The 22,626-nt window shown below is 46.4% G+C and carries 19 protein-coding genes; 12 read left to right on the top strand and 7 right to left on the bottom strand.

The annotated features are described in order from the left end of the window. Nucleotides 1-35: 35 nt before the first annotated feature. Nucleotides 36-1,628, bottom strand: a complete 1,593-nt coding sequence (locus D104_RS31300) for a GMC family oxidoreductase (protein ID WP_031215059.1) — start codon at nucleotides 1,626-1,628, stop codon at nucleotides 36-38. Between the two features lie 261 nt (nucleotides 1,629-1,889). Between D104_RS31300 and D104_RS31295 the strand changes: the two genes are divergently transcribed. Next, nucleotides 1,890-2,132 (top strand): DUF6868 family protein, encoded by a 243-nt coding sequence (locus D104_RS31295; protein ID WP_024024594.1) that lies wholly within the window; start codon nucleotides 1,890-1,892, stop codon nucleotides 2,130-2,132. A 60-nt stretch (nucleotides 2,133-2,192) separates the two neighbouring features. Here the strand turns inward: D104_RS31295 and D104_RS31290 are convergent, their stop codons facing one another. Continuing rightward, nucleotides 2,193-2,633, bottom strand: a complete 441-nt coding sequence (locus tag D104_RS31290) for a DoxX family protein (protein ID WP_024024593.1) — start codon at nucleotides 2,631-2,633, stop codon at nucleotides 2,193-2,195. A gap of 326 nt (nucleotides 2,634-2,959) precedes the next feature. Here D104_RS31290 and D104_RS31285 point away from each other — a divergent pair, with 326 nt between their 5' ends. From D104_RS31285 to epmA, 3 genes are all read left to right on the top strand, one after another. Further along, entirely contained in the window at nucleotides 2,960-3,688 is a 729-nt protein-coding gene (locus tag D104_RS31285; RefSeq protein ID WP_024024592.1) for an SDR family oxidoreductase, read from the top strand. Nucleotides 3,689-3,988: 300 nt separating this feature from the next. Further along, nucleotides 3,989-4,630, top strand: coding sequence for a LysE family translocator (locus tag D104_RS31280; protein WP_024024590.1), 642 nt, complete (start codon nucleotides 3,989-3,991; stop codon nucleotides 4,628-4,630). 46 nt (nucleotides 4,631-4,676) lie between these two features. Next, nucleotides 4,677-5,654, top strand: coding sequence for an EF-P lysine aminoacylase EpmA (gene epmA, locus D104_RS31275; RefSeq protein ID WP_024024589.1), 978 nt, complete (start codon nucleotides 4,677-4,679; stop codon nucleotides 5,652-5,654). Between the two features lie 11 nt (nucleotides 5,655-5,665). Here the strand turns inward: epmA and D104_RS31270 are convergent, their stop codons facing one another. Next, nucleotides 5,666-8,212 carry a bifunctional diguanylate cyclase/phosphodiesterase gene (locus D104_RS31270; protein WP_024024588.1) on the bottom strand — a complete coding sequence of 849 codons (2,547 nt, stop codon included), beginning with the start codon at nucleotides 8,210-8,212 and terminating at the stop codon, nucleotides 5,666-5,668. Nucleotides 8,213-8,416: 204 nt separating this feature from the next. On the opposite strand from D104_RS31270, the gene D104_RS31265 reads away from it, so the two are divergent. The 4 genes from D104_RS31265 (at nucleotide 8,417) to D104_RS31250 (ending at nucleotide 13,680) form a co-directional block, all read left to right on the top strand. Next, nucleotides 8,417-10,636, top strand: coding sequence for an ATP-binding protein (locus tag D104_RS31265; RefSeq protein WP_084546037.1), 2,220 nt, complete (start codon nucleotides 8,417-8,419; stop codon nucleotides 10,634-10,636). Next, entirely contained in the window at nucleotides 10,636-11,994 is a 1,359-nt protein-coding gene (locus D104_RS31260) for a sigma-54-dependent transcriptional regulator (protein WP_024024586.1), read from the top strand. Before D104_RS31265 ends, D104_RS31260 begins: the two co-directional genes overlap by 1 nt. 74 nt (nucleotides 11,995-12,068) lie before the next feature. Continuing rightward, complete coding sequence (locus D104_RS31255) at nucleotides 12,069-12,827, top strand: sulfite exporter TauE/SafE family protein (protein ID WP_024024585.1); 759 nt, start codon at nucleotides 12,069-12,071, stop codon at nucleotides 12,825-12,827. Nucleotides 12,828-12,912: 85 nt separating this feature from the next. Further along, nucleotides 12,913-13,680: a GGDEF domain-containing protein gene (locus tag D104_RS31250; protein WP_152531165.1), complete on the top strand. Its 768-nt coding sequence runs from the start codon at nucleotides 12,913-12,915 to the stop codon at nucleotides 13,678-13,680. Nucleotides 13,681-13,759: 79 nt separating this feature from the next. Here D104_RS31250 and ggt read toward each other — a convergent pair whose 3' ends face one another. The 4 genes from ggt to D104_RS31230 all read right to left on the bottom strand — a co-directional run bounded on the left by ggt (nucleotide 13,760) and on the right by D104_RS31230 (nucleotide 18,453). Continuing rightward, entirely contained in the window at nucleotides 13,760-15,520 is a 1,761-nt protein-coding gene (ggt, locus tag D104_RS31245) for a gamma-glutamyltransferase (RefSeq protein WP_200866766.1), read from the bottom strand. Nucleotides 15,521-15,635: 115 nt separating this feature from the next. Beyond that, nucleotides 15,636-16,493: an amidohydrolase family protein gene (locus D104_RS31240; RefSeq protein ID WP_024024582.1), complete on the bottom strand. Its 858-nt coding sequence runs from the start codon at nucleotides 16,491-16,493 to the stop codon at nucleotides 15,636-15,638. A 13-nt stretch (nucleotides 16,494-16,506) separates the two neighbouring features. Then, nucleotides 16,507-17,640: a mandelate racemase/muconate lactonizing enzyme family protein gene (locus D104_RS31235; RefSeq protein WP_024024581.1), complete on the bottom strand. Its 1,134-nt coding sequence runs from the start codon at nucleotides 17,638-17,640 to the stop codon at nucleotides 16,507-16,509. 87 nt (nucleotides 17,641-17,727) lie between these two features. Further along, nucleotides 17,728-18,453 carry a FadR/GntR family transcriptional regulator gene (locus D104_RS31230; protein ID WP_024024580.1) on the bottom strand — a complete coding sequence of 242 codons (726 nt, stop codon included), beginning with the start codon at nucleotides 18,451-18,453 and terminating at the stop codon, nucleotides 17,728-17,730. A 264-nt stretch (nucleotides 18,454-18,717) separates the two neighbouring features. Between D104_RS31230 and D104_RS31225 the strand changes: the two genes are divergently transcribed. From D104_RS31225 to D104_RS31210, 4 genes are all read left to right on the top strand, one after another. Continuing rightward, on the top strand, nucleotides 18,718-19,716 hold the full coding sequence (locus D104_RS31225; RefSeq protein ID WP_024024579.1) for a TRAP transporter substrate-binding protein: 999 nt from the start codon (nucleotides 18,718-18,720) through the stop codon (nucleotides 19,714-19,716). A 94-nt stretch (nucleotides 19,717-19,810) separates the two neighbouring features. Beyond that, nucleotides 19,811-20,362: a TRAP transporter small permease gene (locus D104_RS31220; protein WP_024024578.1), complete on the top strand. Its 552-nt coding sequence runs from the start codon at nucleotides 19,811-19,813 to the stop codon at nucleotides 20,360-20,362. 1 nt (nucleotide 20,363) lies between these two features. Continuing rightward, nucleotides 20,364-21,647: a TRAP transporter large permease gene (locus D104_RS31215; RefSeq protein ID WP_024024577.1), complete on the top strand. Its 1,284-nt coding sequence runs from the start codon at nucleotides 20,364-20,366 to the stop codon at nucleotides 21,645-21,647. A 55-nt stretch (nucleotides 21,648-21,702) separates the two neighbouring features. Beyond that, entirely contained in the window at nucleotides 21,703-22,500 is a 798-nt protein-coding gene (locus tag D104_RS31210; protein ID WP_024024576.1) for an NAD-dependent epimerase/dehydratase family protein, read from the top strand. Nucleotides 22,501-22,626: the final 126 nt, after the last annotated feature.

The raw sequence follows: 22,626 nt of genomic DNA, 5'->3' as shown, positions 1-22,626 counted from the left end.
TTTTCTGTCGAAGGTTTTTTTTTGCTCAAAATAGGTCATTGCTCCGCTAACATATTTTCCGCGATTTTACTGGCGATGGCTAACGTGGCGGCGGTAGTGTTACCGCTGATAAGCGTTGGCATGACAGAGGCATCGATGACTCTGAGTTTGTCGATGCCGTGCACTTTCAATGTTTGGTCGACAACGGCGAGTGCGTCATTGCCCATTTTACAAGTACCAACAGGGTGATAAATGCTTTCAGCATGAGCGCGGATGTAGTCGATTTTCTGTTCTCGTGTTTTGCAATCTTCCCCCGGTTGCCATTCTTTCTGACTGTACACTGCCAAAGAAGGCTGTTTGAGTATGGATCGCGCGGCGTCAAACGCTCGTATCATGCCTTCTAAGTCGTCCGCGTTGTTCAAATATTCGGCGTCAATTTTGGGCGCATCGCTTGCTTGGTTGGAATGCAAACGGACGACACCACGGCTTTTGGGTCTGAGTAAACAAGCACGTAACGTAAAGCCATAATGTTTGATGGCAGGCCATAAATTTAAACCATGGTCGACTTCCACAGCAGGAACAAAATGCAGCTGTACATCTGGGCGATTGTCGTTGGCTTGTGTGGCGATAAAGCCGCCAGCTTCGGCCATGTTCGATGTGAGTAAACCTTGACGTCTTCTGTATTGCCAAAGGCTCTTTATGCCTTTGAATATAAAGCTGGGATGAAACGAAATGCTGCTGCGGGTTTTGTCTAGGTGAATTAGGCTGATGTCTAAATGGTCTTGAAGGTTCTGCCCAACGCCAGCAAGAGCATGTTTCACTTCGATATTGTGTGGTTCCAGTGCTGCTTTTGGTCCAATGCCAGACAGCATAAGCAGTTGCGGACTGTGCAATGCACCAGCGCATAATAAGACTTCTTTTGTGGCTTTAATAAAACACAACTTGCTGTTTGCCTTATAGAGAACGCCTTCAGCGCGTTTGTTCTGAATTTCAATTCGCTCAACGTGTGCGCGGGTGATAACCGTTACATTTGGACGGTTTTTTGCGTCGTCTAAAAATGCTCGAGCGGCGCTGCAACGTGCGCCGTTTTTCTGCATGACATGATACGGGCCAATACCGAGTTGGTGCTCGCCATTAAAATCTTCATTGAAGGAAATGCCAGCTTCTTGTCCAGCGTTAATAAACGCCTTTGAAAGCGGATTCAGGTAGCGCAATGGCTCAACCGACAGTTCGCCCTTTGCGCCATGCCATTGATTCTCACCTCGATAGAAGCGTTCTACCGCTTTGAAGTGCGGTAGAAGCGAATGATAGCCCCAATCGATATTGCCCAAGGCTTTCCAGTGGTCGAAGTCGTCGGCTTGCCCACGGGTGTAGCACATGGCGTTGATTGAGGTACTGCCGCCGAGAGTTTTTCCTCTTGGCCAAAATAAGCGTCGATGATTTAACTCAGCTTGCGGCTCTGTTCGCAGCGCCCAATTTAATGTTGTGCTGCGCATTAGCCCAATGATGCCCGCTGGAATGTCTATTAACGGGTTTGTATCTGGTGGACCCGCTTCGAGCAAGGTGACGGTGTGATTGGCGTTACGGGATAAGCGCTCGACAAGTAAACAACCTGCGGCGCCACCACCAATAATGACGTAGTCAGACATGGTATGGCCTTTTTTGTTTTTATAGTTGGCAGTGTTAAGTGAATGAACATCATGGCGCGATGGCGTCTTTTTGAACAATATCAAAAACGCTCAATGTTATTGGCGTTTTCCTCTAATGCGGGCAACTTGTTTGGATAATAGAAATTTTTTGATGCCAGAATTGTTGATAACTACTGTACTTATCAACAGTGCTTTCCTGCTTTTTTGTCACAAAACGAGAAGATATTATCTATAATCTAATAAAAAATAGGCAGAATAAGAATGACGATAGAAGAATTAACAACATTTTTAGGCTGGTCATTGGTTATTAACATGGCTTTTCTTTTGATATCCACTTGTTTGCTGATCACCATGAGAAAGTGGGTAGTTCGCATACATTCAGCACTGTTTGATATTGAACAAAAAGATTTGGGAAAAGCGTATTTTCAATATTTGGCGCAATACAAAATTGCGATTATTGTGTTGAACCTAACGCCTTATCTGGCATTAAAAATCATAGGTTAACGGCATAAAAAAACCTCGATACCGTGGTATCGAGGTTTTGATTTGAATGCTTAATACAATTTAGTTTTTGTTAGCAATTGCTTTGTCGATAGAGAAAGAACCAGCGCCGCTGAATACCAAAGAAACCGTTACAACCAATAATGTTAATGCGTATTCGTAGCCGTTGCTTGCCATGAACAAACCGTTAGCAAGGTGAACCGTCACGATTGCCATCAGCATAGTGAAAGCAATTACGGCAGACGCTGGACGAACCAGCAAACCGATAACCAGCGCCAGACCGCCAAAGAATTCTGCGCTGCCAGCCAATAGTGCCATCAAATAGCCAGGTTCTAGGCCGATAGACGCCATCCACTGACCTGTGCCTTCTAAACCGTAGCCGCCAAAGGCACCGAACAATTTTTGCGCGCCATGTGCCATTAATATAAGACCGACTGGAATACGCAGAATCGTACTAGCGATGCCGGATGTTGTGTTTGTGATTTTTTGAATCAATGCTTTCATGTTTATTTACCTTAGTGTTTGGGGTGGTTCCGTTTAAGTTGAGGCTACTATATCTAATAATTTATAAACAAGGTAACGGAGTATTTTGATTTAAATGTTCAAAAAAATTGAATGTTGATAAAAACGGGCGATTTCGCAGCGTTTTCTACTGTTTGATGCGCCTATTCATAGACTTTAGGTGGTCTGACAAGGTGACGGTAGGGAACAAGTTAATGCGTGTTTTGGATTGGTTATACTCAAAAAAGTAGCAGAGTTGGAAGTGGTTTGAGTGTTAGCGTGTGGTTAGATCAAATTTTTATCGGTCAATAACAATAATAGGATGAATCATGTCTAAAGCATTATTAGGGAAAGTCGCCGTAGTAACCGGTGGCGCGTCAGGAATTGGCCTTGCGAGTGTGGAATCAATGATAGCGGAAGGCGCACAGGTCGTCATTGTTGATCGCGATGCGGCGGCGCTGCAGGTCTTACAGGAAAAGCACGGCGATGCTGTGGTGACATTGTCGGCCGACTTGCTCGACCCAGAAGTGTGTCGTGGTTTGATTCCTCGTATTCTTGAAAAAACCGAGGTCATCGATATTTTTCACGCCAATGCTGGATTGTATGTTGGTGGCGATTTGGTCGATGCGGATAACGACGCCATCGATCGCATGCTCAACTTGAACATCAACGTGGTGATGAAGAACGTCCGTGATGTTTTGCCGCATATGATAGCGCGCGGCGTCGGCGATATTCTCGTCACCAGTTCACTTGCTGGGCATTTTCCAACCCCGTGGGAGCCTGTTTACGCATCCTCAAAATGGGCGATGAATTGCTTTGTGCAAACCGTGCGCCGTCAAGTGTGTTCCCATGGTATTCGTGTTGCCTCGGTGTCGCCAGGCCCGGTTATTACGACGCTACTCTCTGACTGGCCAGCGGAAAAGCTTCAAGAAGCAAAAGATAAGGGCAGCTTGATGGACGCCAGCGATGTGGCTGAAGCCCTATTGTTTATGTTGACTCGCCCTCGTCATGTGACCATCCGCGACGTCGTGATATTGCCATCGCAATTTGACCTATAACGATCAGGGTAGGGAAGCCGAGTTTATACCGGTTTCCCTTACCAGCTTACATAACGTCTTCAACTGTTGATAAATACGGTGCTTATCAACCGACTTTTCCAGTGGCCAGCCATATTTTTCTGTTTTGTTCCAAGCGTACCCAACGACGTTATTGGGTTACTGGTTATGGAATAAAATGATCATGACGTATTCTATTTCCAGTGTGGCGCCAATGACTTTGTTGGTCCTCGTATTTGGTTTGTTTGTTGGGCAAATGGCATTACTGAAAATTTTGTCTGTTAAGCAATATAAGGGAGTTTAATGATGCAAGAAATTCACTATGTCCTAATATTAATCGGTGCTTTTGTTGTTATGGCAAGCCCTGGGCCTGCGACCTTAGCTATTGCCTCGACGTCAATGAATCAAGGGCGAGTACAAGGTTTGGCGTTAGCATCTGGGATACTGACAGGCTCGCTATTTTGGTCTTGCTCGGCAGCCTTTGGTTTAGGTGCCGTGTTGTATGCGAATGTCTGGCTATTCGAAAGCTTACGTTATGTTGGTGCGGTCTATTTATTATTTTTAGCGTACAAATCTTGTCGTTCAGCAATGACGAATAAATCGGATGCGAGCAAAATGTTGACCACATTAGAGACTAAACAAACGTCTTTGCGTGCTGCATATTTTCGTGGTTTGGCCATCCACTTAACCAATCCTAAAGCGATTTTGTTTCTAGGATCGTTATTCGCCATGGGGATGCCGAGTTCGGTTTCCACACAAGGTTTGTTGTCTGTGATTGTCTTATTAACGATTCAAAGTGCCTGCATAAATTTGGGTTACGCTGTTCTGTTTTCCAACCCTCGGATTCGCCAAGGTTATTTCAAAATGAAACGTGGCTTTGACGCTGCCTTTGCGCTGATGTTTGGCGTAGCGGGCATTAAAATACTGCTGAGTAAGCTGAATTAATCGTTCAGTCTTTGTTATGATGCGTTTTATTTTCTGAGTGTTTTCTATGTACGACGCTTCTTTGTGGCAACCCAGTGCTGATCTGTCTATTTTGCAAAAACGCGCGGCGTTGTTTAAAGCCATTCGTGTGTTTTTCGATGCGCAAGAGGTGATGGAAGTTGATACGCCGTGTTTGTCGTTAGGCAGCATTTCCGATCCTCATATTGAAGTACTGACCAGCGAGACGCGTTCGCAAGGTCAAGATCTCACGTATTACCTGCAAACCTCACCGGAATACGCGATGAAGCGGTTGTTGTGTGCGGGCTCCGGCTCAATTTATCAATTGGGTAAAGTCTTTCGAGCGGAAGACGTGGGGCGTCGTCACAGTATTGAATTCACTATGTTGGAATGGTATCGAGTTGGCTTTGATCATTGGCAGTTGATGGATGACATTCAAACCTTGCTTCGTGTGTTAGCGGACGATGAAGCATTAACGTGTGAACGATTGAGTTATCACATGGCGTTTTTGCGTCACACGGGATTAGACCCTTTCAACGCCACGCACTTGCAGTTGCAAGAATGCGCCCATGAACACACAGAATATGGCTTGCAGGAAGAGGATCGAGACACCTTGCTTGAGCTGATTTTCTCCAGCGTCATAGAACCCGCCATCGGCCAATATTCCCCCTGTTTTATTCACAGTTATCCGGCGTCTCAGGCGGCGTTAGCGAAAACCCATTTGGACGAACACGGTCAACCCGTGGCGGCGCGTTTTGAGCTGTATTGGCAAGGCATGGAGCTGGCCAATGGCTATCATGAATTGACCGATGCCAAGGAGCAAGCAAGACGTTTTGCCGACGATAAAGCGGCACGATCAACGATGGGGCTAACGGATCGACAATTTGACGAACGGTTGGTCAGCGCGCTTGAACAAGGCCTGCCAGAATGCGCCGGTGTGGCGTTGGGTGTGGATAGATTGTTGATGTTGCTGTGTCGTAAAACACACATTTCGAACGTATTGCCATTCGCTCACGCACGGGCGTGAGCGAATGGCGGTTAGTTCACGGTATCGTCATTGTATTGTTCAAGCCATTCGGATTCGCTAATGGGCTCGGACAAATGAAAGCCTTGTAAATAATCCACTTTCAGCGTCTTCAACTGTTGTTTTACCGCTTCATTATGCACAAATTCAGCCTGCGTTTTTATGCCTAAAGAATGAGCGAGGTTGTTGATGTGCTGAACCAATTTTTGCAGCTTGTCATCCGTGTCGATGGTTTTGATAATACAGCCATCTAACTTCAAAATATCTGGGTTCAGGGCGATGAGCTTCTCTAAATTCGAATAACCTGCGCCAAAATCATCAATCGCTAATAAGGCGCCTGCTTCACGGAATTCATTAATGATTGGGCTGATCCATTCATAATCTTGGATGGATTCCGATTCGGTGATTTCCAGTGTTAAACGGCCGTTGACTTGATTGCGTTTGAAAAACTCTCGCAAGGCTTTGAGAGTCGAGTAATGTTTAAAGTCTAAGACAGACAGGTTTAAGGCAACATGAACATTGGGATACGTATTGAGAATACGTTCACATTTGGCCAGCATGGTCAGCGTTATTTTAGCGTAAAGCTGCGTTTGTTTTATCAAGTCTAGAAACAACGCAGGGCTGACAAGTTTGCCGTCGATACGCGCTCTAAGCAAGGCTTCTGCACCCACTTCCGCCCCTGTTTCACTGTCGTAATAAGGCTGGAAATAAGCCAAAATATCGTCGTTTTCGAGTGCTTTGCGTATTTGAAAAATCCAATCAAGATTTTCTTCTGTGGTGACGCTGGTGGGTAAATTCCCACTCCAGAAAATGGGTTGATTATTGATTTGTGCAAACCGTCTGGATTCGCTGGCTTTAATCAATAGATGCGACTGCTCACAAAGAGGCAGCCCCTCCTGATCAAAAGCTGAAGCCATGCCAACGGAGAGACTCAGTGTCAGCAGATGTTCCAACTTATTGATGCTAGAAAACGCTTGATTTTCAATGTCCTCTGCTAGGTTTTGGAACAGTCTGACGATTTTTTTCGGTGTAATATCGCTGTGGATAGAGACGGCGATTTCGTTGGCGGATAAACGGTAACAGGTAAAGTTTATGCCGACGGAGTTCGCGTCCAAACGTCGCTTTAAATAGTGTGCTAGCTGGGCAAATAAATCATCCGCGGCGTTATAGCCATATTGCTGATTAATCAGACGGAAGTTACGAATCCGCATCACAGCAAGGTGAGCAATATCTTGTGTGTTAGTCAGACGACCGAGCAGAGAAAAACGATTCAGAAGCCCCGTTTGTACATCGTATAACCAATCGTTGTTGGAATGATTGCCTGTCGAGTCATTGTCTGCGGATGTAGAAAACGACGCTGATTCTTGTTCAAGATCCTGAAAAGCATTGCTGATCAAGTTGAACATGGGGGCGAGAGAATCTTTCACATCGGGTAATTGAATCGGTTCGACTTCGCGTTTTATGCCGTAGCCAGATTCGTTGATGGCCAAATAAGTAAGGGCATGTTGCATTACTTTTGCGCCAAATTGTGTGGAGAAAAACTCCCCAAAACAATAAGCGCCGTGCAAAGGCATGACTTGGTTGAGCAAATTTAGTTTGTCCGTGGGCTGCTCTTCAATGAAATCATCACGACTGATGCAGTTAAACACGAACACGCTGTCGGGCTGTTGTTCGTTAAGATGTTGGATTTTTGGTGTAATCGAATACAAGGATTGAGCAGGATGAAAATACAGAAACTTCACATAAGCGCCTTCGGGGATGGCCTCACTCATTTGAATTGCACCATCACTTTCCCACTTTAATGGCACCGCATTGATTTCAATATTATTATGCACCGTGGTGAGCGCAAATCGGTTGGCAAGAGAAAGGCTGATTTTCTCACCATTTGATAAGTATCGCTGATAGATCTGTTGGGCTGGCAAATGGTCAATTTGTTTGATGATGTTGCCTTCGCTGGCGGTGACCAACATACGACGACCAATGGCGATGTTATCAACAAACACATCTCGCTGTTGGCTGAGACACTTACCGACAATGCCCACGGCAATAGACTGGTTTTGATAAAGGTTGTCTTGATAGAGAACCCAGCTGTTTTCATGGTCGTAAATACCAGCGCGTCCACCGCTTACGGTAATGTCATTTTTTTGTGTCACATTAAAAAAGTCGCTTTGTATGGCGTCTTTGGAATCCAGTAACACAATGTAAACACGGGCTTGGTTTTGTTCTGTTTGCGTTAAAAAAGGCGCAAACAATGCTTGTCCAGACTGATCGGCGTTTTCGCCATCGTAGGCGGCGGAGTGATGAACCAGATGACTTTTTTCAAAATAGGATAAAATGAGCGTTGCGCCATCGCTTTTTACTTGACCATTCGATATATGTCTTTGGCTTGCCATACCAATACGGCAGGCATCAGGAAAGCGTTGAGATAGGTAGATTGCCCACGGTTTGGCTTCTTTTATCGCCAAGGTCCCGTATAGTTGGATTAAATCAGGCGACTGAACTCCTTCTAGTTTTTGAATGAGATCGTCGATTGAAGGGCAATGAATACTGATCGAATGCATTTTTATCCTTTTGGTAAAGGGTCAATAAAAAGTGTTTGGTGTGTACTTGGCTAAAAATGCCTGAAATAAGATACGAATTCAATGTAAGAAATGTATCCAATTAGAATAGTCTATTAGGACAAGTTTTTGAGTGAAATTAACCGTTCCAGTCTGAAATCGTTGTATTCCCAAGGCCTGAAAAAGTACTTTTTTTGGTTCTATATTATGGTTTTTATCATAACGCTACTGACCATCTGGAAAGGTGGAGAAGCGTTAAAAAACCAGCAAATCAAGACGTTACGAATTGATTCCTTTGAACAGCTGAATCAGTTGGCCAGCGTGTTGGAAAGCGCGATCGCCAAATATCAACATATGCCGACGTTATTGGCGTCTAATGACAGGGTGAAAAAAGCCCTGCGGGATGGTTTTGATTCAGACATCAACCAACTCAATCGCGAACTGGAACAGATTAACCGCATTACTGAAGCGTCAGACAGTTACATTTTAAACACCGATGGCCTAACCATCGCCGCGTCCAACTACCGTGAGTCAGCCAGCTTCGTCGGCCGGAATTTCGCGTTTCGGCCCTATTTTCAAGACGCCATTCAAGGCAAGCCCGGCCGCTATTATGCATTGGGCACCACATCCAATCGTCGTGGTTATTACTTCTCATACCCTGTGTATGAAGGCGACTCTATTATTGGTATCGCCGTTGTTAAAGTGGATTTAACCCAGTTCGAGAAACGTTTTGCCAACCAGCATTATGAGTTTTTATTGCTGGATCCTGATGGCATTGTGTTTAGCAGCTCTCGTCCTACCTGGTTGTATCGTGTTTTTGGCGAGCTGTCACATGCCGAATTGCAACGTATCGCGGACTCTCAGCGTTATTACGGTCAATCGATTGAAAAGTTGGCCATTGTTTATCAAAAACAATTTGATGAAAAATCTCAAATTGTGGATGTGCTTGCCAACACATTAGCGAATGAAGAAACGGAATTAGAGCGACTTTCGTTCTTGACAATGAGTCGACCGATTCGATTATTGGGCTTCAAAATTTCCATTCTGGCCCCGCTTAAAACCATCAATGAAGAAATTGCATTGTGGCGCGCTATTTTTGCGGGTGGTGTCATGATCACCGCGTTGTTGTTTGGTCTGGCGATGTTGCGTACACGAATGCTGCGAGAGCGATCCGATGCCAATGAGATGACTCGCCATAATCAAGCGTACATTCGAGAGGTGATTCAAAACACTCAAGCGGGCTTGGTCACGTTGGATGAAAATCACAAAATCGAGTCTTTTAACCCCGCGGTCGAAAAACTGATTAGCCAACCATTAGCGCCATTGGTCGGTTTGCCTTTGAGTGTGTTGTTTCGCGGCGATGAGAAAGACGGGACCGACTTGTCATTCCACGATGATTTCCGAGACGCGGCGAACGATTTAGGCATGAAAGTTCTGACCAGAGAAGGCCGCTTAGGGTATTCCGATCAAACGACGGTACCAGTGGAAATGACCTTGTGTGAAATGCAGTTGCCAAATCGCTTGAGCTATTTGGTGACGTTCCATGATATGACGGAACGCAAACGTTACGAGCAAGAAATCACCCAAGCCAGAATTGACTTAGAAGAACGAGTGCGCGAACGAACCTTTGAATTAGAAGGTGCCAACGCACGTTTACGACACGAAATTGAAGAGCACAAAGGCACGCAACGGGAACTGATTCAAACCGCGAAATTGGCGGTATTAGGTCAACTTAGTGCAGGTCTAAATCACGAATTAAACCAACCACTTACTGCCATTCGTGCGTTCGCGGGTAATGGTTTGAAGTTTTTAGATCGTGGCAATTACGAACAAGCTCACGCCAACTTGCAGCACATTAGTCAGTTGGGGCATCACATGGGAGATATCATTGCCCGTTTTAAAGTTTTTGCGCGAAAAGGCGATGTACAACAAGGTCCTATTGCGGTGCAAACGGCGATAATGGGCGCGCTTAAAATCATGAGTCCGCGATACAAAGAAGTGGGCATTGAATTGGTTGTGACCGAGGATCAGGGCTTCATCGTCAATGGTGATATGGTCTTCTTAGAGCAGGTATTGGTTAATTTATTGGCCAACGCCGCCGACGCGATTTTAGAAGTTCCTGATCATGAACGGCAAGTGCGCATTGAGCAATCGATGGTGGATAATAACGTGGTGATTTGCGTACAAGACTCAGGCAATGGCTTGAGCGACGAAGCCATTAAGAACCTGTTTGAACCTTTTTTCACCTCTAAATCGTCGGGCTTGGGCTTGGGGCTTGGTTTGTCTATCAGCCAACGTATCGTCGAAGCCATGGGCGGGCAAATTAGCGCTCAAAACCAAGCAAACGGCGGCGCCGAGTTTTGTGTTACTCTACCGCGTTTTATACACCACGCGTCACTTTCTAAAGCGCCAAAAGAGGAATTGTAATGCCGGACAGCAAGCAAGTAATTTTGATCGATGATGAGCAAGCGGTTCGTATGGCGATTTCTCAGACATTGCAGCTTGAAGACTTTGATGTCGCTGAATTCACGACGGCGCAAGGTGTCACAGAGCGATTGTCTTTGGACTGGTCCGGCGTCATTGTGAGCGATATCAACTTGCCCGGAAAAAGCGGTTTAGAGTTATTCGAAGACGTTAAAAAGATTGACGCGGAAATCCCGTTTATCTTAATCACCGGACATGGCGACATCAGCATGGCGGTCAGCGCGATTCGAGATGGCGCGTATGACTTTATAGAAAAACCTTTTTCGAACGAAGACTTTTTGGATGTGGTGCGTCGCGCGTCTGAAAAACGCCGTTTAACCTTAGAAAACCGTAACTTACGTTTGGAATTGGTTGCACAGAATGCACCTGGCCCTCGTATTATCGGCAACACGCCGGGCATTCATCGTCTTCGTCAGGCGTTGTTGCATGTGGCGGATACGGGTGCGGATATTCTTATTCAAGGGGAAACAGGCACAGGTAAAGAACTGGTGGCGCGTTATATTCACGAGCACAGTTCTCGTCGAGGGCACGCATTTGTGGCGATCAACTGTGGCGCGGTGCCGGATTCTATTATGGAATCGGAATTGTTTGGTCATGAAAAAGGCGCGTTTACCGATGCGAAAACACAACGTATTGGTAAATTGGAACACGCCAATGGCGGTACCTTGTTTTTGGACGAAATTGAAAGCATGCCAATGTCGATGCAGATTCGTTTATTGCGGGTATTGGAAGAGCGCCGGTTGGAACGTTTAGGGTCTAATAAAAGCATCGACCTAGATTTGCGCATTTTGGCGGCCACCAAGGTGGACTTAAAACAGTTGAGTGAAGGCGGAACGTTCCGCGAAGATTTGTATTACCGACTGAATGTGGTCCGTGTGGACATTCCGCCACTGAGAGAACGCAAAGACGACATTTCTTTGTTGTGGCAGCATTTTTGTTTGGTGGCAATTGCGCAATATAAGCGAGAATCTGAGCCACTGTCTGCGGCGCGTATGCACAGTTTATTAAGCTACGATTGGCCCGGAAATGTACGCGAATTGCGTAATCTTGCAGAGCGCTATGTGCTGATGGGCGAAGCCGGTTCCTTTGAGTTCGATCAGATCATCATCAATGAAAACAATCCCGGTGTGATGACCTTGCCTGAGCAGTTAGAGCGTTTTGAAAAAACCTTATTGGAGCAAGAGTTGCTGCGTCAAAAAGGGTCGATCAAAGACACGATGGATGCGCTCGGTTTACCGCGTAAAACACTCTACGACAAAATGCGTAAGTACGATTTAGATAAAGACATCTACAAACAGTAACTCATAGGTTCTGCCAGACGCGGGCTGTTTCCTTCGCTGTTCTTTTTATTAACCTACTGTGTAGTTCCGTTCATATGACGTTATTTTCGTTGTTTTTTGACCAAGTGTCTCCTCATATATTTATTCTTCTGGTGATGGTTGCAGGGCTGACATCATTTTTCACTGCGAGCTTCGGTGCAGGCGGTGGCGTGATGTTGCTTGGCGTGATGGCGCAAGTGTTGCCGCCTCAGCTGATTATCCCGCTGCATGGTGTGGCGCAGTTAGGGTCTAACGCTGGGCGCGCGGCGATGAGTTGGCGACACATCGACTGGAAGCTGATTGGTGCGTTTTTACCCGGTGCGATTGTGGGCGCGTTAATCGGCAGCTTCGTTTTGGTGTCGCTGCCGCCAGCAATCATGTATTTAACCATTGCACTGTTTATCCTGTATTTATGTTGGGGACCAAAGTTGCCTAAAATGGTATTGGGAACATGGGGCACAGTGATGGCGGGCGCGATCACGACGTTTATTACCTTATTTGCTGGCGCAACGGGGCCGTTGGTCGCGGCGTTCGTAAAGCAAATTCACGCGGATCGTTTTCGTACCGTCGCGACGTTCGCGGCGGCCATGTCCTTACAGCATGTGCTGAAAGTGGCGGTGTTTGAAGCAGCAGGGTTTCCTTTGACTGCGTGGTTACCACTCTTGGTGTGTATGGTGCTGAGTGGTGCGGTAGGAACGTGGGTTGGCCTTCGGTTACTTAAACGTATGCCAGATCGCTATTTTCATCGTATTTTTAATATCGTATTGACCTTAATGGCGCTGCGCCTTATTTGGCAATCTTGGGTTTTGTTGTAATGTTTGTGGCTTCAAATGCTGTATTTAGCGCTTGGATTACGAGTATCATGTTGTTTTTCCTGTAATTTGGACAACTGGAGGTCGCGTGACACCGTTAGTAAGAATGAGCCTTAGAAAACTTGGGCGAGTGGGGTTGGTGTGTATCCTCACTATGCTGTCAACACTCTTAGCCATTACATTCAATTTCATCTTGGTTGAATTACTAGACTATTCCTATCTTCCAGAGCAAGACATCGTGATTATTTGTATCATCACCATGACAGTGACGCCTCTGCTTTCTTGGTATTTGATAGGTCTGTTTTTCAAAATTGATGTCATGGAAGTGGAAATGGCAAAATTGGCCACGATAGATTCCCTGACGAACACGTACCATCGTGGGTACTTTTATCAAAAGAGTGACGCTTATTTATCAACATTATCTGCGCTCAAACAGGAAAATCAGTCTGCACTTTTGGTGTTGGATTTAGACAGCCTAAAACAAATTAACGATCAATTTGGCCACGCTGGTGGCGATGCCGTGTTAATTGAATTCAGCCGTATATTGCTGGATGTCGTGAAAAAACCGAACATGGTTGCTCGCTTAGGTGGTGACGAGTTTGTGGTACTTTTTACGCAGACGAGTTTGGAAGACGCACAAGCATTTGCCTTTGATATTTTAGCGCGTATGCGATCAACAACATTAGAATTTAATGGCCAGCCACTGTCCTTTTCGGCGAGCATTGGTGTTTCTAGCTTCACGGGTGATGACGAACAAGCGCTTGATGCAGCGATAAAATCGGCGGATTCTGCTTTGTATGATGTGAAGCGAGCAGGGCGAAATGACGTTGCCGTTTATAAAAAGAATCAGGCATAAAAAATTAAGGTGAAAAAACCAAGAGTAACATCGTTACTCTTGGTCGTGAGTGGATCTATTTTTCTTCTCCAAATCGCTGTTATTCCCCCAAAACCAAGCCTTCTCGACGAGGGTCTGCACCACCTAACAATCCATTTTTTTGAATCACAATTCCTTGTACACCTGAGTTCAAATCTCGAATGGACACGTCGAACCCCATCTCACTGAGTGATTTTTCAAGGGATTCTGTGTCAGTGCCTTTTTCAAGGTCGAACGTACCAAATCGATTGAGTCTATTTGGCAGCGAGATGGCTTCCTGGATGTCCATTCCCCATTCAAGATGTGCGATCAGCGTTTTCGCCACGTAACCAATAATACGAGAGCCGCCCGGCGAGCCAACCACTAAATACGGTTTTTTGTCTTTCATCACAATGGTAGGTGACATAGAAGAGCGCGGGCGCTTTCCTGGTTCTAATCGGTTCGCAATAGGGTAGCCATTTTGATGAGACTTAAAGGAAAAGTCGGTCAGTTCGTTGTTGAGTAAAAAGCCATGACTCATGACGTTGGAGCCGAAGCCATTTTCAATCGTTGTGGTCACGGATACCGCGTTGCCGTTTTTATCCACAATGGAAATATGACTGGTGGAAGGCAGTTCGATGGCAATGTCGTCAGCCAATGCGATCGGCTGTTTCCATGCAGGCTCACCGGCTGCCACTGTGTCCAATGCTTTTCCTGGTGTGATTAATTTGGCGCGTTCGGCTAAGTAGGTTTTATCCAACAAGCCTTGCGGCATCGGTACAAAGTCGGTGTCAGCCATGTAACGACCACGATCCGCAAACGCCAGACGCGACGCGTCGCCGATGATTTGCCATGCTTCTGGAGAATTTGGACCTAAAGCGGCCAGGTTAAATTGCTCAGTAATACCCAGAATTTGGCCCACGGTCAGCGCACCGGAGCTCGGAGGCCCCATGCCGCACACATCGTATTGTTTGTATGGCAAACACACTGGCGAGCGTTCTTTGATCTTGTATGTGGCGAAGTCGTCAATCGACAGAACACCAGGGTTATCGTCAATGCTGCGCACTTTATGGACGATGTCTTTGGCGATTTGCCCATAATAAAAACCGTTACTGCCTTCTCGTGCTAATAGATAGATTGTTTCGGCGTATTTAGGATTTTTTAACACACTGCCAGCGGCCAATGGAGAGCCATCCGTATTGAAAAAATAGGCTTTCGTTTCAGGGAATCGAGACAGGCGCTCTTTACTGCCTTCAATGGATTCGGACAAACGCGGAGACACTACAAAGCCATTTTGTGCGAGTTTTTCCACCGGAGCGAGCAGGTCTTTCCAAGGCGTTTTGCCGTATTTGTTGTGCAGCTCGTCCATCAGTTTTACGGTTCCCGGTGTGCCAACGGAACGACCTCCGACAACCGCACTATAGAAAGAGAGCGGTTCGCCGTTTTGGTCTTGAAAGAGTGCGGGAGTGGCGTCTAATGGCGCGGTTTCTCGGCCATCGAACGTGGTGAGTTTTTGCTTGCTCGCGTCGTAATACACCACGAAGGCGCCGCCGCCCAAACCAGACGATTGCGGTTCCACCAAACCGAGCGTCATTTGCACCGCCACAAGCGCATCGATCGCCGAACCGCCTGCTTTTAGGACATCATAACCGGCTTGGCTGGCGACAGGGTTCGCGGTGGCGACCATAAATTGCTGAGCGTGAGTTAAGGTTTTATGCTGTACACCACTGGCCGCTTCTGGAGAAACGGCATCGGCGGCTTGACTCGCTGCGAGCGTTACATTGCTAGCAATGAATAAAGGAAGAAGGCTTGCTGTGGATAACCAGTGTTTGTTCTGCATCATAAAAATCCTTGTTGATGGGCTTGGTGTGTAGAAAATGACCAATTCCCATCAAAGCAAAAATTTTTAACAGAGTGAAGCGATAAAAACGTCCTCTCCAAAAAACGAAAGTATCTATTTAATGTTCGTTGCGCCAATAAAGTCGATTTGGATTGTCGACAAAGATGGACTGGCGTGTTGTTTCATCCGGCATCCAGCTCATCACCGTGTCCAAAAGTTGAACGTCATTGGGCGCGTCTTCCGGCGCACCGGAAACATGCGGCCAGTTACTGCCCCAAATAACCCGTTCTGGCGCGTGGGCAATAATGCGTTTGGATAACTCGGCGATGTCTTGATAATCAGGCCCGCCCGTCACGGAGCTTTCATAGCAGGCGGCGATTTTATAATAACAATTGCCCTTGTCGATTAAACGCAGCAACTGATCAAACTCTTTTGAATCTGGCGTCACGGGTGGGAGAAATTTACCGTGATGGTCAATCACATAATCGCCTTGAACCTTTTCCAGCAACGCTGTGCGGTCGAGTATTTCGCGACCATTAAACTGTACGATGCAGGTCCAATCAAATGGTCTGATTTTGGCGTTCACTTCCAGCAAGTCTTTTAAACGAACTGCGCCAAGTGTCAGTTCCATAATGCGTGCGCCACGTACACCACGATCATGCCAAGCTTGAAGCGTTGCATCACTCGTTTTTGTGGTCACGGCCACGACGCCGCGGCCGTTATCGCCGAGTTCGTCTAAGGCTTCCAGCAAACAGGTGTTGTCCGTCTGGTAGGCGTTAGGTTGCGTGATCACAACCTTTTCCAGCCCGAGCCAGTGTTGTACTTTTTGGTAATCCGCTAAATTTGCGGCATCGACAGGCAGGTCTGGCCCGCCCGGCATAGACGGATGCTGTGCGCTGTAGACATGAATGTGCGTGTCTACGCTGCCTTTTGGCAGGGCGATGCGCGGTGCTTTTCCGATTAATGTGCGAGTCATCGTCTTTCCTATTTTATTGCTGTGGGGCGAATTTGGCGATTTCGTCACGAAGGATCTCTATGCCCAAACCGTGTCCATTTGGCACAGTCAAGTAGCCGTTATCTAGCTCAAACGGTGTGGTCACGATGCTTGAGCGAAATGGGTTGTGAGTTTGATCAAACTCAAATCGCGGCGAACCTGTGCCCGGAGACGGAGGGCTAGGCGGGATGATCGCGTGAAAATGCAACGACGCGGCTAAGGCAATGCTGGTTCCCCAAACGTGAGGCACACAGCGCACGCCATAAATATCGCACAAGGTCAGGATTTTTCGAGCTTCACTTAAGCCGCCAACACCACACACGTCAGGTTGTAAAATATCGACAGTGTTTTGTTTGAGTGCCTCGTTAATGCCCCAACGTGAATGCCATGTTTCGCCACCGGCGAGTGGGATCGGTTGCGTGGTTCGTAACTTGTTGTAGCTTGATAGGGCTTCTGGCACGACGGGCTCTTCAAACCAAAGAATGTTGCAATCGGCGACTTGGTTGGCAACGCGTGCGGCATCGATATGATCGTAGCCGTGGTTGGCGTCTATCATGAGTTCGATGTCATTTCCCAAACATTGTCGAACCGCTTTGATAGAAGCGACATCGAGAGCGACACCGAAGCCGATTTTGATTTTGACGGCCTCAAAGCCTTGTACTTTATAACCTGACACTTCGTTTAACAGGCTTTCAATACGGTCTTCACCAATGATGCGGAAACCGCCTGTTGCATAGGCTGGAATGCGTGTGCGAAACGCGCCGCCCATAAGCTGGTACGTCGGGCATTGGTGAAATTTCCCCGCCAGATCCCAAAGGGCGATGTCGATACCGCTAATGGCGTTGATTGTCGCGCCACGCTGACCTTGGTCACGAAAGGTGTTGTAAAGCATGAGCCAGATAGGCTCGATGTCGAGGGCATTCTTGCCGATTAAAAGCGGCGTCATGGCTTTTATAAACGCATCGTTCACAATGCGATTGCCGAGGCATTCGCCCCAACCGATTAGGCCGTTATCACAGTGTATTTCAAGCAATAGATGGTCGCGAGAAGTGAACCGCATTGACGCAGATTCAAACGGCTTTTCAAGCGTGTGAGTCAGATGATGAGTGATGATTTGAGTGATTTTCATAGCGAATGCTCTGCCTTATGTTTGCTTTTTCTTGTTCTGAGACAGCAAACATAGCATAGGTTATTCGATAAAAACCACATATTCATACTATGACTTGGTTCGCTCTATTTCGCGAACCAATTTTCGATAACGTTCGCTACCATTGTTTAAGTGAACACGAATCGCGTGTTGTGCGGCTTTAGTATCACGGGCTTCGATGGCGTCCAAAATGGCTTTGTGTTCATTGTTGAGCGACTTGTCGATCTCTGGATCTCTTGGTAAACCTGCTTCTTCGCGCAGTCTTGCTCGTGGAATGGTGCGACGCCCAAGGACTTCCAGAAAATCCACAAAATGCTGGTTGTTGGTGGCCTTGGCGATGGCAAGGTGGAACTCAAAGTCTTCTTGCTCTGCGCTTTCACCTTGCTGAATTTTTTTCTCATACGCGTCGAAACAACGGTATATTTCGGCTTCTTGCGCAGGAGAACAGCGTGCTACGGCAAGTGCCACGGCTTCTATCTCTACGGCGGTTCTAAGCTCGAGAGATTCTATTGTGTCGGTCAATGTTCGTGTGTTTTTTCTCAGCGACGACAATAGATCCTGTTTTGGTTCGGCGACAAACACACCGATGCCTTGTTTGGCTTCCACTAAGCCTTCTGCTTTTAATGTGGCAATGGCTTCTCGTAACACGGTACGACTGACAGACAGTTCCGCCATCAAGTTGGGTTCCGTGGGTAATTTATCACCGGCTTTTAAGCCTTGATTATGGATTCGTTCACGCAGTTTTTCGGCCGTTTTCTGCGGTAAGCTGGTTTTCGTTTTTTTCGATGCAGACATATGTTTAGGCCTATTTCCTTAAATACTTTTGTGCCGAGGCAGTGGTTAAGTCGGTAATATATCACATACTATGACTTCTCATTAATAGACAATTTCAACCACTATTAAAAGCTTTTTTGTAAAATTCATAGTATGACTGTTGTCACTTAATGTTATCCTATGGTACAAATAAAAACGGTTAAGGCTCTGCGTTTTTTTTGAAAAGCCGTTTCTTAATGTCGGGTAAGTGAAAAAAAGCAAAAGTTAACATTTGGAGAAATAACAATGATAATAAAAAATCCCACTAAAAAACTCGGAAAAACCCTTGCGCTCGTCACTGCGATGTCGGCGGCTACTTTTGCCTCTGTGGCTCAGGCGGACTGGAAAGGTTGGAATATCCATAACACAGGTTACCCTGTCACAGTGGCTATGGACTCTTTTATCAAAGATGCCGAGAAAGTGACCGACGGACGAGTGAGCGGTCGTGTGTACAACGGCGCGGTATTAGGTAGCCAGTCTGATGCGATTCAGATGCTGCAAGTTGGCGGCATTCAGTTCGCTGGTTTCAACTTAGGCCCAATGGGGGATGCGGTTCCAGAAGTCAACGTGGTGTCTTTGCCTTTTATTTTTAAAAGCTTAGATCATATGCACCGTGTGATGGATGGCCCAGTTGGCGACCAACTTAGTGATGCGATGGCGAAAAAAGGTATTATTTCTTTAGCTTGGTACGATGGCGGCGCACGCTCTTTTTACAACACCTCTAAACCGATTAAAACGCCCGCTGATATGAAGGGTGAAAAGTTCCGTGTTATGAACAATGAACTTTATGTCGGCATGGTAGAAGCGCTGGGCGGTAATGCGACGCCGATGGCGTATTCTGAAGTGTACCAATCTTTGAAAACTGGCGTTGTTGACGGTGCAGAAAATAACTGGCCATCTTATGATTCCAGTAATCACTTTGAAGTCGCGCCTTACTATTCTTTGACTGAACATTTGATTCTACCTGAGTGTTTATGTGTCAGCGTGAAAGCGTGGAATGGTTTGTCTTCAAGCGATCAAGTTGCGGTTAAAAAAGCCGCACGCGACAGTTCAACGCTACAGCGTAAATTGTGGGCTGAACGCGATACTGAGAGCCGTAAAAAAGTCTTGGCATCTGGCGTGAAATTTAATGAAATCAAAGACAAATCCGCTTTTCAAAATGCAATGAAACCTGTGTATGCAAAAGCGGTGAAAGACAATCCATCTCTTAAAACCTTTATCGATCAAATCCAAAATACTCAGTAATTTTTCGGGATTTTAGGTTGTGCTTATCTTGTCCTATTATTAACGATAGGTCAGATAAGCACGTTTCGATCATTTTTGAATATTGAGTAGTTTGATGGATGTTTTCTCTTCTAAACAGACTCCTGTGAAGACCTTTCTGGATGCGTTAGCGTACTTAGCAACCGCGCTATCCGGTGTTTTTATGGTTGTTCTGGTGGCGAGTTTTGGTTGGTTAGTGTTTGGCCGTTATGTGCTGAATGATACGCCAACTTGGGTAGAGCAAATGGCATTGCTTTTGGTAACGGACATCACTTTTCTCGCGGCGGCGGTTGGGATTCATGAACGAACCCACTTGAGTGTTGATATGTTATCCCTTTGTGTTCCAAAGCGTGTCAGTAAATTCATCAGTATTGTGATTGATATGACGATCTTTGCCTTTGGCCTTTCCATGGCTGTGTACGGTAAAGAACTCGTCGATTTTGCTTCGTTCAGAACCATACCATTGTTAGGTATCAGTGAAGCCATTCGTTATTACCCTGTTGTTGCCTCTGGTGTGTTGATGTGCCTGTTTACCGGCTATCGCATCGTCTTGGGTGTAATGGGATTATTTATAGAGGAATCTGTGTCTGCTGATTCGCTTTCTTCTGATGTAAAGGGAGACCAGTAACATGGGATTAGCAATTTTACTTGGGCTATTTGCTCTGTTGACGTTTGTGGGTGTGCCGGTTGCTTTTGCCCTAGGTATGGCGGCTATTTCTGCCTTTTGGTATGAAGGCTTGCCTTTGATGATTGGCTTTCAGCGCATTGTTGCTGGGACGTCTACCTTTTCCTTATTAGCGATTCCATTCTTTATTTTTGCTGGCGAGTTGATGTTGCACGGCGGCATTGCGGCGCGCTTGATTCGACTTGCTTCATCGGCTGTTGGCTGGATGCGCGGCGGATTGGGTCAGGTGAATGTATTTTCTAGTATGTTGTTTGGCGGCATTTCTGGCTCTGCGGTTGCCGATGTGTCGGCACTGGGTTCTTTGTTGATTCCAGTGATGAAAGAAAAAGGCTACGACGATGATTATGCGGTGAACGTGACGGTAACGTCGTCGATTGCCGGCATCATGATTCCACCAAGCCATAATATGATTCTTTACGTTGTGGCCGCGGGCGGCGGAATGTCGGTTGCCAGCCTGTTCATGGCGGGTGTAGTGCCTGGGATTTTGATGTGTATTTTGTTGGGCGTTGTGGCTCGATGGATCGCCATTCGTAAAAACTTTCCAACAGAAGAGTTTGCCGGCTTTAAGGTTATTTTCTTTGCCTTTTTAGCGTCGTTTCCTGGTTTGGTTACCGCGATTATTGTGGTGGGTGGGGCGTTATCTGGCGTCTTTACGGTCACAGAGTCCGGTGCGATTGGGGCGATTTACGCAATCATAATTACGGGGTTCGTGTATAGATCATTAAGCCTAAAAGACTTTTGGGTCGCGGTGGTTCGTTCCGTGAGAACCACTGGCATGGTGATGATCCTTGTGGGTTGTGCCTCGGCTTTCGGTTACATGCTGGCCTTGTACGAAGTGCCTAAAGTCTTGGCGGAGACGCTGACGTCTATTTCAGATAACCCGATTGTTATCTTGTTGATGATGAATGTGATCTTGCTGGTATTGGGCATGATCATGGACATGGCGGCGCTGATTCTTATCTGTACGCCGATTTTTCTACCCGTTGCTATTGGCCTTGGTATGGATCCGATTCACTTTGGCGTGATGCTGATGATGAACTTAGGTCTTGGTTTGTGTACGCCGCCTGTGGGTGGGTGTTTGTTCGTTGGCTGTGCAATTGGCGGTGTGTCGATTCAAAAAGCCGTGAAAACCATTTGGCCGTTTTACTTGGCTATTTTGACCGCCTTGATGTTGGTGACGTTTGTTCCAGCGGTATCCATGGCGTTGCCGAATTGGATTAATGGTTAATGGCGATCATGACGAATAGACACACAAGTGTGACGATATTGATAAGGGGAAAACGATGAAACGAGTGTTATTAACAGGCGCCGCCGGAACATTAGGAAAGGCAATGCGAAAAGCATTGGCGGGTTGGGCGGATGAGCTCGTGCTGTCAGACATCGTTCCGATTGAAACATTAAACAAAGGTGAGTCGTTTACCGCGTGTGATCTCGGAGATTTGTCTTCTGTTATTGAGCTTGTGCGCGGCTGTGACGGGATCATTCATCTTGGTGGTCAATCAATCGAAGGCACTTTTGACAGTATTGTGAATGGCAACTTGAAAGGCACGTACCATATTTACGAAGCGGCACGACAGTTGGGTGTTAAGCGAATTTTTTTCGCGAGCTCCAATCATGTGGTGGGTTTCCATTCCCGTGAAGAACGCTTAGACGCCAACAGCCCAATGCGCCCAGACAGTTTGTATGGCGTGTCAAAAGGCTTTGGTGAACTTATGGCGCAGTATTATTTCGATAAATTTGGCATTGAATCGGCTTTGGTCCGCATCGGCAGTTGTTTGCCAAAGCCGATTGATCGTCGCATGTTATCCACGTGGTTAAGCGAAGGCGACATGGCGGACCTGATTAAAAAAGTCTACGCCGTGAATCGATTGGGCTGCACCGTGATCTACGGTGCGTCTAATAATCCGTGGTCGTGGTGGGATAATCGCCTTTCCAATTTTGTTGGTTGGCAACCGAAAGATTCGTCGGAAACCTTTGAAGACGAGGTGCTCAAAAATGACGCACCTCTGGACGACGAGAATCCGGCACTTTTATTTCAGGGTGGCTTTTTCGCCACGGCGGGGCACTTTGAAGACGAGTGATGAACGAAATAATACCCAGCAATTTATGAATATCTAAGTCGACGTCGACGAAACACTATTTTTATTAACAAAACGAAATTTTTATCCAAGTTTTGGGTAGGGATTTCTTTGGCCCAAATTTGGGCA

It is taken from the genome of Marinomonas profundimaris (assembly GCF_000508165.1).
Lineage (GTDB): Bacteria > Pseudomonadota > Gammaproteobacteria > Pseudomonadales > Marinomonadaceae > Marinomonas > Marinomonas profundimaris.
This window is presented reverse-complemented; position numbering and strand designations above follow the sequence as displayed.